6 protein-coding genes are annotated in these 16,388 nt (G+C 52.9%); all 6 read left to right on the top strand.

Annotation, left to right across the window (positions count from 1 at the left end):
* Positions 1 to 5 precede the first annotated feature (5 nt).
* The 6 genes from METMI_RS0117080 (at position 6) to METMI_RS0117055 (ending at position 16,385) form a co-directional block, all read left to right on the top strand.
* Positions 6 to 3,254 (top strand): poly-gamma-glutamate biosynthesis protein PgsC/CapC, encoded by a 3,249-nt coding sequence (locus tag METMI_RS0117080; protein ID WP_019867517.1) that lies wholly within the window; start codon positions 6 to 8, stop codon positions 3,252 to 3,254.
* On the top strand, positions 3,254 to 5,746 hold the full coding sequence (locus METMI_RS0117075; protein WP_019867516.1) for a hypothetical protein: 2,493 nt from the start codon (positions 3,254 to 3,256) through the stop codon (positions 5,744 to 5,746). Before METMI_RS0117080 ends, METMI_RS0117075 begins: the two co-directional genes overlap by 1 nt.
* 25 nt (positions 5,747 to 5,771) lie before the next feature.
* Positions 5,772 to 6,554 (top strand): hypothetical protein, encoded by a 783-nt coding sequence (locus tag METMI_RS0117070; RefSeq protein ID WP_019867515.1) that lies wholly within the window; start codon positions 5,772 to 5,774, stop codon positions 6,552 to 6,554.
* Between the two features lie 123 nt (positions 6,555 to 6,677).
* Positions 6,678 to 9,950, top strand: coding sequence for a hypothetical protein (locus tag METMI_RS0117065; RefSeq protein WP_040572801.1), 3,273 nt, complete (start codon positions 6,678 to 6,680; stop codon positions 9,948 to 9,950).
* Positions 9,941 to 12,151: a hypothetical protein gene (locus tag METMI_RS0117060; RefSeq protein WP_156829883.1), complete on the top strand. Its 2,211-nt coding sequence runs from the start codon at positions 9,941 to 9,943 to the stop codon at positions 12,149 to 12,151. The genes METMI_RS0117065 and METMI_RS0117060 overlap by 10 nt, the downstream gene beginning before the upstream one ends.
* A gap of 28 nt (positions 12,152 to 12,179) precedes the next feature.
* Positions 12,180 to 16,385, top strand: a complete 4,206-nt coding sequence (locus METMI_RS0117055; protein ID WP_156829882.1) for a hypothetical protein — start codon at positions 12,180 to 12,182, stop codon at positions 16,383 to 16,385.
* Positions 16,386 to 16,388 lie beyond the last annotated feature (3 nt).

Genomic DNA, 16,388 nt, shown 5'->3' with positions numbered 1-16,388 from the left:
ACTGCTTGGATCTCTTCCCTTTAGCCCTTTTCCCGCAAGGCAGCTTATCCAGCTCGGTTATTCCCGTGGTTTGGGTGGGCATGTCCGTGGTGTGTTTTTTCAATTTGCGGCTGGGTTGGGTGTTGTCGGGCTTAGTGGTCCCCGGATATTTAGTGCCACTGATGCTGTTAAAACCTTGGTCGGCGGCGGTGGTGTTGCTTGAAGGCTTTTTAACTTACTTCCTAATCTGGCTGGTATCCGAATACTTATCACGCTGGGCCTATTGGTGCAATTTTTTTGGGCGTGACCGTTTCTTTGCGTTAGTCCTGTGCAGCATCGCCGTACGGATGTTTTTTGACGGCTGGTTATTACCCGAACTAGGGGATTGGGCAACCACCCATTGGCAAATCGCCTTTGATTACCGCAATAACTTACACAGCTTTGGCTTAGTCATTGTGTCCCTGATTGCCAACCAATTTTGGAAAACGGGCATTGTCAAAGGCCTGATCCCCTTAATAACCACCTTGACGCTGACCTTGCTGATCGTGCGTTATGGCTTGATGGAATTGACCAATTTCAATTTAAGCAATATCGGCTATTTGTACGAGGATATGGCGACGTCCATTTTGGCCACGCCCAAAGCGTACATCATTTTAGTGTCAACGGCGTTTTTAGCTTCACGGATGAACTTGTATTACGGCTGGGATTATAACGGCATCTTAATCCCTTCCTTGCTGGCCTTGCAGTGGTACCAACCCGTCAAAATCCTGGCGACGATACTTGAGTCCGGCATTATCCTGTGGCTAGCGACCTTGCTGTTAAAAACACCGTTGCTCAGCAAAATCACGATTGAAGGGGCCCGTAAGCTACTATTATTTTTTAATATCAGTTTTGTTTATAAAATCCTCTTGGGCTATGCCATCCTGGACTGGTTCCCTGCCCTAAAAGCCACCGATTATTTTGGCTTCGGATATTTGCTTTCCACCTTGATGGCGGTCAAAATCCATGACAAAGCGATTTTTGCCCGTTTGACCCGGGCCACCCTACAAACCTCGTTCACGGCCGTCATCGCCGCCAATCTGTTAGGTTTTACGCTAACCTTATTGCCTTTCCCAAAACTGTTTAAAACCACACCTGAGGGATCCGCGCTTCCTGCCGCTCTTGACAAAACCGTCCCTGGGAAAGCCCAAACTTTAGAAACCCTGTTACAACAGGAGCAAATAGACCAGTATCAGACTAAACTGACCGAGGCGTTCATTTCACCGTCAAGCTCAGACATCGACATTTTTACTAGCGCCTTAACCCACCTCCAAACTTACTTGAAACAGCCGGGCGCCTTACCCTTGCAAAAGGCGGGCGCCGATTTGGCAAAAATCCATTACCGCTTGGAACGTACCGATCATGGCCGTTATTTGTATCTGCATGAAGAACCGCCGCTACGGGGATGGGGGGCTTATGTCCTCGATACCCAAGCCCAATCCGGCTTAGGATTGGAGATCCCCGCCCCTTTGGATGAACTAGGCGTCTTTGATGCGGGGGTAGGCCTATTCCATGGCTTTGGGGCGCGTAGCCTGGCCATTTCCGGGAGCAGCCGGAAAAAAAACCACGGGCAAGTGGCCGCTGATGCGCTAAAAAACCCACAGGGTTTATTCCAAGTTTTCCATCGCCTCATTAACCCGCACAACAGCCTGCAAATACGCGCCTACAGTGACGGCATGCCCCTACCAACCGCCGACGGCAAACTCCCGTCGGCGGGTTCGGGCACTAGCCTTTGGATTAAAGAACGTTTACCGGAAAGCTTAGATTTAACCAAACTAAAACAGCTATTAACGGATTACCGGATATTTTGGGGCGCACCGCCGTTTCATAACCAACAACGCGAGCTATCCCAATACGGCTTCGCTGAATTGCTCTTAACGCAGCAAGATTTGAAAAAACTCTTAATCAGCCCGTTAATCCGCTCCCCAGGCGTGACCATAGAAAATATTGTCCAGGCCTTACACCTTGAAGGCTATTTACAGGAGTGGGTTTTAAACCGGAAAGAGGACATTGCGCCGAAAGGGAGCGAACGTTATCAACCCCCTAAGCAAGAAGAATTATTGTTTTTTGATGAACAAATACTCACGCCCTTACTGGCAACCATCCGCAATGCCCCACGTTTACCAGGCACTGCCCTGGATGATGAATTGCAAATCATTGCCCAATCGGCTGGCCTTGTTGGCTACCGGTTAATCAAGTACCGTGACGGCCTGAGCCAACAAGACTATTGGGTGCTGGCCGAACAAGACCGTCAGCCGATGCGGCATTGGGGCCTGTATGTGTTCAGGCTAGGGGCGGCCAATCCCTACGTGCTGCAAATCCCCAGGCCTATCTATGAAATCAATAGCTTTGAATATGGCGTGGCATTATTTGAACGTTTGCAGGCCCAAGCCTTATTGATAGGGGGTAGCCATCCTGAAGCCAATTTCGACGGCAGCGCGGATTTAATCAATGCAAATAACAAAAACAGCGTCTTTAATTTGGTCAGTCAAGTGCTGTTAAGGGAAGCCCATGATACCGGAATGATGCTGGTTAGCACCCGTGCCTTCTCGTATCGGACCGACAGGCCATTCCCTGACGCTGACGTGATATTTTCCTTGGCGGAAGGTTTGCTGGCCCACGGGCAAATGGACATATTGCCCCAAAACTTATTGTCCCTACTCGAACATGACGGCATGTCCGTGCAGCTGGCCGATGGTTCCGAGCAAACGGTGGGCTATGAGGTGGGAAACACCGCCCAGGCGTTTTATTTGGCGGCGACGGCGAACAAACATTACGCGGTTTTATGGCTATCGCCCAAAGCCAGGGCCGGTTATCGGCAACAAAGCGCCAACGTGTTGCAAGCCGCGCAATTCAGTAGCTTGCAGATTCCAAGTTTGGACGAGAATGTAGGCGCTTATCTCGAGAAACTCCGCGCATTCAGTTCAAATACAACAGTGGACGGCCAGTTCCGTGACTTGCTCACGCAGTACCTGAAGGAACAAGATGTCCTGCGTTTACAGCAAGTGCTGGGTGCCGCGGAAGCTAAGGGCTATCAAGTGGCCCGGCTCATTGACCGCAATAGCAAACAGGCGTTTATTATGGTCAAAGACAATGCCGGCATCCCGTGTTTATTGGTGAACTTGGCGGCAAGGGCATGGGACGCCACTTACGTCGATGACAATTCGCCCTTAACCGTCCAAGTTGCCGGGTACATCAACCAGCGCAAAACGTGGCTATTAAGGCGGCCTGACTGATGCGCCACTACGGACGTTATTTTTGGGCACTAGTTTTAATTTTGGCGGGCTCCTGGTTAGCCTTGCCTTTTTTCCGGACACAAACACAGAAGTGGCTCAATTCCCCACAGGTCGGTAACCTGAACATCCTGTCAACAACCGCTGATTTTAGTTTGGTGTATCCCATCAAACCCAAACAATGGCTAACATTCGCCCTCAACGAAGAGAGCCCGCAACTGCGCATCATCACCAACGCCCATATCCAACAAGCGGATGCCAACGCCTTGAACCCCAATTGGGATTATGCGGTGCGTTATGAATTGCTGGACAGAAACCAAACCCGCATTAAATCGGGCCTGTACCACCTGCATAGCCAGTTATCGGTGTATAAGGACGGGCAAGGCCAAGCAATATATGGCAATTATTATCCCAGCAAAGGCATAATACCTTTGGACGGACGTTTCATTTTGTTAAAACTGCAAGGGTTGCAAAAAGTGGCGTTTTTACGCATCAGTTTCGAAGCCATCAATCCGGCTATCCTCGAAACCGCTGTGCGCGTTTATGTGCCCGCCAACGTTTCCGAACATCAATTAGCCACATCATGGTTACGTATGAGCCAAGAACAAAAAACTAAATTGGCCGAAAGCAGCATCCATCCTGAGTTTTTATTATCGGAAGAAGAAAAGGCCAACCTATTGAAACACCAATGGCAAGCGCTGGGGCCGGTGGGCATTGAAGGGACAAACTATCAAACCCGGACGTTATACACGCAAAACGATAAAAACCTGGAACCCGTCAATCAAGACGCCCTATTGGTGGCATCAGGCTTACAAGCTGACGCGCAACATTACGGGGCCATACCGCTACCAGAACATGGCGGGCTGGTGACGCTTACCCTGAAAGCGCTGGACGGTACGGCGTTGAAATCCCCAGCCCCCCTTGGCCTGCAATGGTTTGGACGCGACCCAGGGCAACGCTGGCAACACAACGCCGTCTGGACAAATGGGACGGATCATTTGGATTACCAACTGGACGGTGGCTTGCTGGTGATCCGCCCTGCCTCGCCGGTCATTGTCAACGCCTATTTGACAACAGCGACGGAACCCAAACATGACATCACTGATGCGTTATTGTCAGTCAAGACCTATATGGCAAGCGTTGGCGTTGATTTCGGCATTTTGCATTACCAACAGCAACCGGCGGCACTCAGGGTTGATGTGAGGAGGTTGATGGCGGCCACAGCCAGCCCGCAACAAGGCCAGGTAAGCTATCAATTGTCAGATGCAAACCAACACATTATTGGCAGTGGCCGCTTAAGCGCAGAGGCGCAACCCTCCTTATTTGATAGGCCCGACACTATGGCGGAGGGCAACAATGTCAGTGAGCCCAGCAGTTATTTTTTTTATCTTCCTGCCCAAGCCACGCAATTGCGCCTACAGTCCGACACCCCCGGATGGTTGGTGAACGCTTATAACCAACCGTACGGCCACACCAAATGGCAACGTGTCCCCGAAGATGCCTACATCGCCAACACAGCCTATAACGACACCCGCGACCAGCAATTGGCTTGGTTTCCGCTCCGCGCCCTCAACGACGAAAACTTATCGCTACAGCAAGCGGTGCAGTGGATCAGCGGGCAATACCATCCCCCCGAAGATGACCCCGAAATGGCGGCAGGGCACTATTTATGGCAAGACTACCTACCGCAAGGCCAAGTTGCCGGGCGTTACGTGCTAACCGATTACACTGGCGATGAACCGCGGGCCGATGCCTTAGCGGGTGTCTATTGCGCGTTGGCCACCAATCAGGACATAACCGTCAAACTCGACGCCTTCAAAGGCTTGCGCAGCATATCCCCGGAACTGATTTTCTTGCGGAGCACCGCCACCCCGTTTTCCGCCGAATTTTTTGTCAACCAACAAAAGGTGGCCGCCATCAATGCGATGGGGCGGCAAGGCGTGCTGCATATCCCTGAAATGGCCTTGGGCTACCCACAGCTGCGCCTGCAAACCAATGGCGGCGGGCAGTGGCTAATGAATTACCAAGCGCACTGCCCAGGGCAACGCTATCTGAAACGGCGGGTATTTGCCCTGGATCCGGATGCCGCATTAGATTTTACCGTCCAGCACGCCGCAGAAGATGAACTGTACTCCGCCCGTTTGTATTCGCCCGGCAACATGGCCGGACGCTCACAAATTAAAGTGGATATCCAGGCCCTCAACACGCTTGCGCCTAAAGCGGTGTTATCGGCAAACTGGACTTACCAAAACCGTCTATACGACATACGCCCATTGCCTTCTAAGGGTATGCCCGTCCTGTATGCCCAAGGGCAAACCCTGGGCAATGGCGAGCGTTTCTCCATCCCCATCAACAGCGATTTGCCTGCGGGTACCTACCGTATACGCATGGCGTTAACCAAAGGCGCCCCGGGCTATATCGCCCTATCACAAACCAAAGCAGGCGAACACCAACAACGGCGTTTTTATCGGGAGACGGCACTTGAAGCACCATAAATGTTTTTTCTTCGTAGGGATGCTGATGTCCTGGACTATCCAGGCCAATGGCCTGGATGACCAAATCAAGCTCGCATCAGGGCCGGTTGCGGTGGTTCCGGCAGCGGCAATGGCCGAATTGCAGGCCTTTAGGGACAAACTCAAGCCTTTGTTTCATGGCGCTGGCTTAAGTGATTGGCAAAGCCTGCAAATGCAGCAAAACACACAGGGCGATTTCATCACCTTAGAAGAATCGCCAGCGGCAAAACAAGGGCGGGGATTTTTTGCGGTCAGGAAGCAAGCAAGCAAAAACTGGCTTTTGCAAGCCCCCCATGCCGATTCGGATTTGTACACGGGTAAAATCGCCAGCCGTTTGTTTCTGGAAGGGGATTTCAAAGCCGCGCAATGGAACACCGTCAAACGCGACCTCAGCGATATGGCCCACACGCCCAATACCTACTGGCAAATGTTTACCCAAACCTTTGCGGAGCAATATCCCGATGCCAAAATCATCCAGCTCCATGGTTTTGAGCCATCCCAGCGCAAAACCCAAGCGGGCGAGGCCATCGACATGATTTTAAGTGCCGGGCAAAAGATTGCGCCTTTATGGGTGCAACAGACGTCCGGATGTTTAAAAAAGGCCTTCCCCAAGCGCGTGGGTTTGTACCAGTCCGATGTCCAAGAATTGGGCGGGACCACCAATGTCCAGGGGCAATTGCTAAGAAACTTGGGGCATGATGGCTTCTTACATATTGAAATGAGCAAAAACCTGCGCGGGCAATTGCTGGAAGACGCTGGTTTAAGAAAACGCTTTATTGATTGCTTATGAACCCACAAGGCATTCATTGCGTATCGTGATAAATAGATGCCCGTAACTTCTTTAACTCATTTACCCATGCGCCGCCGGAACGGGCCGGTAAGCCGTTCCGTAACGTTTCGGATATTTATGCGGATGATAAAACATCAAGGACGGGGCAATAATCCCCGCCCCATTTCCAGCGCGTTAACCGGCACCATATTCCTTTACCTTGTGCTTATGGTTCCGGCCCATGCCCGCCTGGACGCGATGCAATTACGCCTATCGGAAGCGTATAGCCAAGACTTACGTTGGGACAATATCGAATCGGCACCTGAATGGCTCAATGGCGTCAAGCCTTATTACCATAAAGGCTGGCAAATGCACCGTGTGCTGTTGGGGCCTAAGCAACAAACCACCGTGTTACTGCCCGCTTATGAAACTTTCCGTTTATACCACCCTAACCAAACGCTAACGGGCACAGAGCTGGACGTGCTGGTTTCCAATGGCACAGGCTTGGCGGTCAAGCAAACCCCGCAACGTTCCACCGACGGGCATTCGTTAGTGGTGTCGCCCAACTCGGCGAACCCATTGCTAATCCATATCAGCCGGCCCTATTCCAGCACCGGCGACTTTGAAGTGGCGTTGTTTACCTCGCGTAAAGTGCCCATCGCTGACATCGCCCCTTACCGCAACGTGGTGTGGACATCAGCCCGATGGTGCTTGTTGGCCCAACAGCCGTCGGCTTTGCCTGAACTTTACAATCAACTGCCCGCCCGGCAGCCGCAAAGTTTTCATGTCAACGGCCCCGCCCGGCTGGCGCTCAAAAACCGTTTGCATTATGGGCGGCGTGCCAGCGAACTGGTCCAGGAGTACCGCATCCGTTATTGGCTGGATGCCGCCCCCCCACAAGACCTGAATTTTTCCACCAGCGCGGAAACCAGCCGCATCATCACCGTCAATGCGGCCATCGAAACCGTAGGGCGCGAAGAACAGGCCTACCTGGAAATTCCTGCCGGACGGCATAGGCTCGTGTTGGAAACGGACCGGGATTTGTATATGCAGGTATTGGCACAAACCGGACACGATTATTTGTTTAACAGCCTGAACAACCCGCGCCTGCCCGTTGAAGAAATCAGGAAGCAAGGCCTGTTGCCCGGCACCCAGTTGCTATTGCAAGCACAATCCGCCCAAGGCATTGCCCTAGACAATAGCCGCCAGGCAGGCGGCATGGCGGCCAGCAACTTATTGCGGGAGGCGGCCTTGCAACGCCAGGACTATCCCCCAGGTTTGGCGGAAGCCGAACAATTGCGCGGTTTTAGGACTTTCTACCGGGATTTGCTGCCCACTAAAAAAGCTTCCGCGTCCCCGCAGTTCATGGCTTATTTTTTGGCCGAAACCTTACCGGCGGCCAATCGCCCGCAAAGCGACGCCATTTTGGCCGACCAGCATTTGGCCGATGCCTTAAAGCGGTTAAGCAACGCCTATTTCACCCCGCTCACCGATATTGGCAGGGATGCGGCGAATGGATATACCCTGCCCGAACAGCAAACCGCCGGGCAACTGCGCCTGATTGTTGATGGGCGTGATTGTGTGCAACGCCTATTGCGCATTGAAATCAACCAGCAAACCGCCAAAGACATCTGGTTGCGCTGCGGGCAGGAACGCAGGCCTGAAACATTCACGCGGCCCTTGGCCGGAACCGCATTGATGCGTTTACAACAAGAGCCCGACAGCAGGAATGTTAGTTTGGACGGGCTGTTTTCCGCAGTCGCGCCGGCAGCGCCCGTCATTGCCGCATCAGTTTATGAGCTACCATTGCCCAAAGATGTGCACACGATAAAAATATGGCAGGCTTCCGAACGTAAAGCCACGGCTGTGAACGTTGCGCTACAGTACCGCGCCAGCAAACCGTTTTTATTGTCCGAACACAGTTACCTGGAACGCTTGCGGGATTTGGACGGTAAACCCATAACGACCCGGTTCACCCAAAATGCCACCCGGCCAGCCAAAACCCAGCCCAACCCCGAGTACCCTGCCCAGCCATTTTCGTCCGGCCAATACGCGGAAAATGAATGGTTACCCTTAAAACGCTTGCTACATGCCGAATATGCCTTATACAGGGCATCGGTGTCATCCATCCCTTATCCACAAAACCAAACGGCCTTGTTCGCCCCTAAATCCCTGCTGGAGGATGAAATGGCCCAAGCCAAAACCGCAGAAAAGCGGCAACAATGGCTAGAAGCCCTAGAACATTGGGGCAAGGCCGCCAATTTTTTACCAGGGCTGGAACGGCAACAAGCCCAACTGGCCCAAGCCAATGCGTTAACTAAATTAGGCGAACCTTATTTAGCGGAAAACTTACGCCGGTACCTATCGCTGTTTGCCGAAGCCCCGGTGGCGGAACAGGCCATCACCGAATTGGGCAAGCAGTACCAGGCACAAAACCATGACGCCGCCCTGCAAACCCTGGCTGCCGCGATGTTCATCCATCACCCCAGCGCCGGACACAGGCGTTTGCTAATCAATGCCCTATTAAAAAATGCTGAATACCGGTTTGTCTTGCTAGTGGGTTTAAGTTTCATCGAACAAGCGCCGCTAGAAAGCTTGCTTACCGCCGCCTACCAATTGGAATGGTGGGAAAGCTACCAATGGTTGCAGGAAAAATTGCCGCTTGGGCAACGGGCATTTTGGATAGGCTTAAAAGCCCAAAAACAGGGGGATTATGCTGCCGCGCTTAAGGCATGGTCGGCCAGCGGATTGAAACCCTGGCACGACCATCTACAACAAGGCATACGCTTACGCGACAGCCTGATGCAGGCCACGAAGCCAAACAGGCTGGCGTTATATGGGCAATGGGCGCAATGGCAACAGCAGCATCCTGGCTCTAAAACGTGGCAAAACGCCTTGTGGCACGTCAAGGATTATGCGGGCGGCGACAGTTATTACGCCGTTGACCGCGATGTTTACGCCCAAGCGGTCAGGGCGACCGCCGAACGCCCCGTGACCCTAGGGATTTTGGGGCCGGTGACGCTAAACTTACAAATCCGGCCATTACACCCCAACGCCCGGCCAGATTCCGCGCTGGACGGCTGGCTACAAATCACCGACAACACCCAACCTTACCGCTACCCCTACACGAACAACCTGCCCGCACAAGGGCTACAGGTGACCGGGGCGGATAACCTGCAACTAGGCAATCTTGTCAATCTGGTTTATCAGGTCGGGCAAGGCTGGCATGAATTGCAACTCAGCTCCGGACAAGCCCCGCTCTCCATTGGCATACAAGAACAACGCCCCGAAACGCCTTTGACGGTGTTACCGGCCCTGCAAACCGACACCTTTACGGAAATGGGTTTGGCCAGCCCCCATGCTACAGCGCAGCCTCTTGGCGAACCTGGCATTGAAAGGGGCGACGCATGGCAATGACAAGCTTCTGTAGCCGTTGGCAGCAATACCGGGCCGCCATCCTATTGGCAGCACTCGGCCTCCTGCCGGGCTGTTCGGTTTACGATGTCAAACCCTGGCTTGCCCCCGACGCCGCTTTATTGATACGGCAAAACGGGCGGGACAACCACCTGAGCGTGGTGGCGGGAAGCAGACCGATCACCGTGTTAAATGGCGTTCGCATCAACCCCAAGCAATTTCCGGTGACGCCATCCAATTCGCTGGCCGTGGAGACGCCAGTGAACCCCGCATCGGCAACGCCAGCATCGCCTGCCGCCAACCTGGAACAGGCACAAAAAAAACTCATCCGGTATTTAATGGTGGTTGAAAAACAACCGGAACACATTGAAAAAATAATCGCCGACGCAGAACAGCTGGCCAGGCAATTTCCCGATGACGAATTGATGCAATCCTTATTGCAGCGGCTTTCGCGCCACAGTGATTGGCAACCCGTAAATTCGATCATCAACCATGCGGGCATTGATTTTGCCAGCGTCAATGGCTGGCAACCCGAAAGCCCGTTTATCCGCACACGCCGCGCCTTATTGCCGCCAGTGGCGGACAATGAGCATGTCATTTTCGCCGACCAACGCTTGGTTTTGTTATGGACCAATCCCGCAACGGTTTCCCTGCACGTCGATGCCCGCTTGGACGACGTGCCTTTCCTGCCCGAATCCCCCACGACACTGCTGTATCAGGTCGATGACTTGCCCGTCCAAGCCATAAAATTGCTTGATAAGGCCGATTGGCAGCGTCTTACCCTCACGATTCCGGCTGGCGGACACGCCCTGCGCTTTTACCAACAAAAGCCGGTTGGCAACCAATACGTCAAACTGCGCTTTGATGACCCTTTGTCTAATTTAGCCGTGGCCCAGGAACGCCCGTATTTCATTAGCACGGCGGATGCGCCCTTGCAGTTTTACAGCCAAGGCCCTTCAGTCTTGCGCATTGATGCACTGGACGGTGGCAAGGTTTCTTACCGTTATCAAGAGGTGCCGGAAGGCTGGCATACCATCAGTTTGCCGCCTCCGATGGGTAAGCCGCGAAGCTTATTACGCGTCAGCCAACGGGTCGTGGACTTACAGCCGGAACCGCCCAGCAACCGGGTGATACCGCGGATGCCAAATCCAGTGCCTAAACCTGGACTGGCCCTAGATATGCACCCGCCAGCCGAAAAAGTGGCTTTAGGCGATGTGTTTAAGTTAGGCAAACAAGAAGACGGCACTTTGAGCCCGGGGGTAGATTTTGTGCGCCGCAACAACAAACAAGAAAGCGGGGCGATGCTCAATGAAGAGCAATTTGCCCAATACCGGCTAAATTACCGTTATTTCGATGAGCCGCGTGATGCTTATTGGAATACCCAAGGACTATTCAGGCTCCGCGAATACGGTGGGCCGACGTTGGGTTTAAACGGATCGCTTTATTACAACCCCGATTGGCTACCGTTTAATGTCCGCTCCACCGCCAAAGTATTCGCCCAAGCGCCCCATGATGACTGGGAAGCCCTAGGCCAGTGGGATTTGGCGATTGCCCAGGCCTATGACCTGCATCCAAAAACCCGCCTGATCCCCAGTTTAGCGTTTTTCGGGCGGGTGATAAGCTTACACAACAACCCCTTAGATAGCCGGTCGACTGACTTTAACTTAAGAGCCCAAGAAATCGACCAAGACGTGTACACGCCTTATAAGGCGCAACATAGCGCGGGCTTAACCCCGGCACTGGCATTAGAGCACCGGCCTTGGCTGGATACAATCTGGTCTTCTAAAAGCGCGGTGCAATCCTACGAAGACCTGGATTTTACCGACCCCGACCATTACCGGACTGAACTCCATTGGCAACAATTGCTCGGCAGCGTGGTGTTGGACGCCTCTTACCGTAGCGCTTTTTACCAAGCCAACCCTATCGACCGGCCCAATTCTTCAACCCGCAGTTATGCGGAACTGGAAGTGAATTGGCAACATTGGACTAGCCACCAAAACCGCTTCGAGGTCTCGGCGCAATATAGCTACGACGTGCAACGCTATGCCCATCTTGCCACCCTGTCGCTGACCTTGCATTTCGGCGAAGGCCGTGGCCTTAGGGATTTCGCGCCGAATGAACTGGATTTCCGGGACATCCGGCAGCGGCAGTTTACCAACGGGAAGAACAACTTCATGCACGATGCCTATCCGCCAACACAATAAAGCCCGCCAACCCCAAAGCACCTGAACAATGCACAAAATTAGCCCATCACAGACACTCATCCTTAGCCATAGGGAAATAAAAGTGCTGCTTTCGCACGGGCAGAATGCTTATTGGCAGCAACTGAACGCAGATCTGGTCAAACGCTTATGCGCGGATTACGACTACTGGCCTGATGTCCTGGTGGCCCAGACAGAACTTGGACGTAGCGACACGGGCCGGAAAGCGCAGCATCTGGTCAACTTTATCTGCTATGGCATCAACCAAACCACCTCCAGTTTGGCGACATTGAAGGAACAGTTTGGCGCGTACAATAAACGCTACTTGCAAGCCCAGAATGAAGAGGACAAAAGGCAACACATTTTAAAATATGCCAAAACCTTGGGCGCGTCCCGCCGCCGGCTCCTGCTTGACGCCAATGCCTTTAAACGCTGGTTTGGCCATGACGCCGTTTGTGACCGTTACCATCGGCGTTTCCTGGAAACCGAACGGTACCTCAGCTTTATCCTCCAGTGCCTGGGCCGCTTGGGCGCCTTAGTGCTAAAAGAAGACCATAAAAGTGTCGGATACCCGCGTTTATGGCAACGCTTGGCGTTGGAACCCGTACTTAAGCCCTTGCTGGAATACAACGGCGATAAGCGCGTCGCCAGCAGCGCCTTCAATGCCTTGACCGTCGCGTTGCGGGCTTTGCCAAAAGACTTGCAGCACCGTAGCGTGACCGAATCCAGCTTGCGCTTCATTTACCATTCGTGTTTTAAAGGCAGCCAGTCGATTTGGGTGCAGTGTGAAGCCTTAAGCTTATTGCAAAGCGCGTCGCCGGAATCCTTAAAAGTCGTGCTAAGCAAACGCCTGCAATACCCTAAAAACACCGAAGACCTGTTTGTCCGCCGTAAAGTGGTGCAAATTATTGCCGAGCAACTCAGCGTGGAACCGAAGCTCGCGGATTTATACGGAATGGTGTTACAAGACCCCTGCCCTTCGGTTAGGCAAAAGCTGGCGGAAATGCTCGCCCACACCGGGCGCTCCGTAGCCACCCGCTATTATCCCGCCTTGTTATTTGAAGACACCGCCGCCCCTGTCCGGGCTTCGGCCTTATTAAGCTTACTGGAATTATTGCAACGCCAGGATGGTTTTGATTTGGCATTGGCTTATTTGCAGCAAAGCTTATCGACGGAAAAAGACCGCTTCGTGCTGCGTGTAGGGCTTTATGTTTGCCGCATGGGCTTGGAAGGCCTGCTAGCATCAACCCGGACATTTGCTAAGGAAAGCTATGTCAATGCCTTGCTGCCCGCGGTCAACACACTGCATGGCAACGCGGCATCCTTGGCAATAAGGCGTTACGCCGCGCAGACCAAAGAACATTTGCTGGTGTTTTCTGATGACGAAAAACATCGCCATATCACCCGGTTAATGCAATTCGCCAACACCATAACGCCAGGCAAAACCCGCCGGATGCCCCGGAAGCTACACCACACAGACGATGCCGAGCTGGGCCGGCTTCTGTCGGTCATCGCCCAAAATGACTTTGGCTTTGATATAGAACAGTCCATGTTCGGGCGGTTTATGACCCGGGGCCATGTCTTCGGTTTTAGGGTTTGGCGGTTCTTGCATGAATTCCGGCATCCTTCCCCGGATAAACGCCAGGCTTTTAACCATACGGTCGGGCGTTTGTTCTGGGGCGAACTGCGCGTGCCATCGGCAATTTTAGCCGAACTTGCCGAAACGAAAGTGCCGGGGGAGCCGTTGTTGATGGATACGGAAGACGGCTGGCGGGGCTATTTGCCCCTGGTTGACGACGTCATTTCCGCCTTGGCTTTAGGCGCCCGGCCCAGTTATTTTTACCACAGCGAAGGCGTCACCCAACTACAGCCGCCACGTAACCCCTTCAAACGGAGCCTGGCGAGTTGGAAAATCACCTGGCATTTCGCCGATTACGCCCGCTTAAGGAACTGGCACGAAAACAGCCAACAACCGGCGCAAGGTTATTTAAGCGCGCTCGCCGGATTGGGCATTCAAGTGACGTTCACGGGTTATGGGCCAGAAAACCCGGCTGTCCCGTCCAGCGACCCTGCGGTGCGGCGGTTTTTTCCGGCATTTTTACCCGCCTTGCCCAGCGCCAGTACCCTGGCATCCCTGTGGTCGGATTTTACTGACTACTTCGTTTCCGTTTACGAAAATTCCTTGTTTGAATTGGCGGCGTTTATGTCCGCCTCGTTGGCTTATTTTATGGGCAGGAACATTTATCTCTACCGGCAAATCCGGGTTGCACGGAACCGTTTGCCCTTAGTCCTGGGCGGTTGGGGGACGCGTGGGAAATCGGGGACAGAACGGATCAAAGCGGCCTTGATCAACGCCTTGGGGCATAGCATCGTCTCCAAAACCACAGGCTGCGAAGCCATGTTCTTACATGCCCATCCGTTTGGGACGCTCCGGGAAATGTTTTTATTCCGCCCCTACGACAAGGCCACGATATGGGAGCAACATGCCCTGGTGCGCCTAGCCGATCAGCTAAAATGTGAGGTGTTTTTATGGGAATGCATGGGTCTGACGCCATCCTACGTTGACATATTGCAACGGCAATGGATGCGTGATGACATTTCCACCATCACCAACACGTATCCGGACCACGAAGACATTCAGGGGCCGGCGGGGATCAATATCCCCCAAGTGATGACCAATTTCATCCCCTATAAAGGCATGTTAATCACGACTGAAGAACAAATGCGCCCGATTTTGCGGGAAGCCGCCTTACAACGTAAGACACGGTTCAAATCGGTGGGTTGGTTGGAAGCCGGATTATTGGCGGATGATGTCCTGGCGCGTTTCCCTTACGACGAGCACCCGTTCAATATCGCGCTGGTGTTGGCATTGGGTGACGAACTCGGGATAGACCGTGATTTTGCCATCAAAGAAATGGCTGACAGGGTGGTTGCCGACATTGGCGTGTTAAAAACCTTCCCTGCCGCACCTTGGCGCAGCAGGCACCTGGAGTTTGTCAACGGCATGTCGGCCAACGAACGTTTTGGTTGCTTAAGCAATTGGCAACGTTGTGGTTTCGACCAATTGTCCGTAGAAAAGCACCCGGACACCTGGATCAGCATCGTCGTCAATAACCGTGCCGACCGGATTGCGCGTTCGCGGGTTTTCGCCAGCATTGTGGTCAAAGACATCAGTTATGACCGTTGCGTGCTGATCGGGAATAACCTGAGCGGTTTGATCAGTTACATCAAAGAAGCCTGGCAAGAATGGTTGGACACCATTACCTTGCAAACTGGCAATGAACGCCCCGAAGACATTTTGCTGCGTATGGCGCAACGCTTCCGCATCCCTTATACCCAAGCAATGCTAAGGCAACGGCTAAGCCTCATGGTCAAGGCGCAAAACCAGGACATTGATCTTGACGCCGCGCTTGACTTAATTGACCAGCCTGACGCATTGGCCGCTTATTTGTCGGCAGCAAAAATCCCCCATCAGCAAGCCATTGTGGATTTTGTCCGGCAAGGCTTGGGGTTATTGGAGGGCTACAACGGGCTTTTAACACAAATCGGGCAAACAGAGGGGAAGGCCAGCGAAAGCTTAGAAAAAAACTTCCACGGCACGCTCTGGCAATGGTTTGAACAAAAACTCGTCGTGGTTGAAGATTATTACGCAACAGGCAACCAAGTCATTGAAACCATTGGGAACGCAACCCCCCCAGGGTTTTATGGCAAAATCATGGGCATCCAAAACATCAAAGGCACTGGCCTGGACTTTGTTTACCGCTGGCAGGCCTGGGAGGCTTGCCATAAGGCCTGCCAACAACTCAAAAGCCTGGTTGCCGCCGAGTCGAACCAAGGCTTGCGGGCTTTGGCAAGCTTTCAAGAATACGGGCTATTGGCCGAAGAAACGATGCAAGAAACGCTCGAAAAGGCCATTAATTCAGCGATGGCCCAAAATGAGTTTTACCAAGCCGAATTAAGCCTTATCAAAGCCAATTTTGAAAGCTCATTAGCCCGCCAAAGCAACCAAAATGGCTTGGAAAGCACCGGAAATTCATGGCTGTATTACCTTAACAAAGCCTTGGAAGCCTTCTTGGACACTGGCGATGCCGTTAAACGCCGTAAACAAGCCAATCAAATCTATAGGGATTTGGTCACGGAACGGATAAGCCACCAACGCGCCGCACTAGAGCTACAAAGTTTAAATAAACGCCAAAAAGGCGGGTGGTTAGATATTGGTGGTGATATGAAACACTAGCGG

Origin of the sequence: Methylovulum miyakonense HT12 (assembly GCF_000384075.1) — a bacterium.
Taxonomy (GTDB): Bacteria; Pseudomonadota; Gammaproteobacteria; order Methylococcales; family Methylomonadaceae; genus Methylovulum; species Methylovulum miyakonense.
Note: the sequence above shows the minus strand (reverse complement) of the source record. Positions and strands in the feature narration are given on the sequence as shown.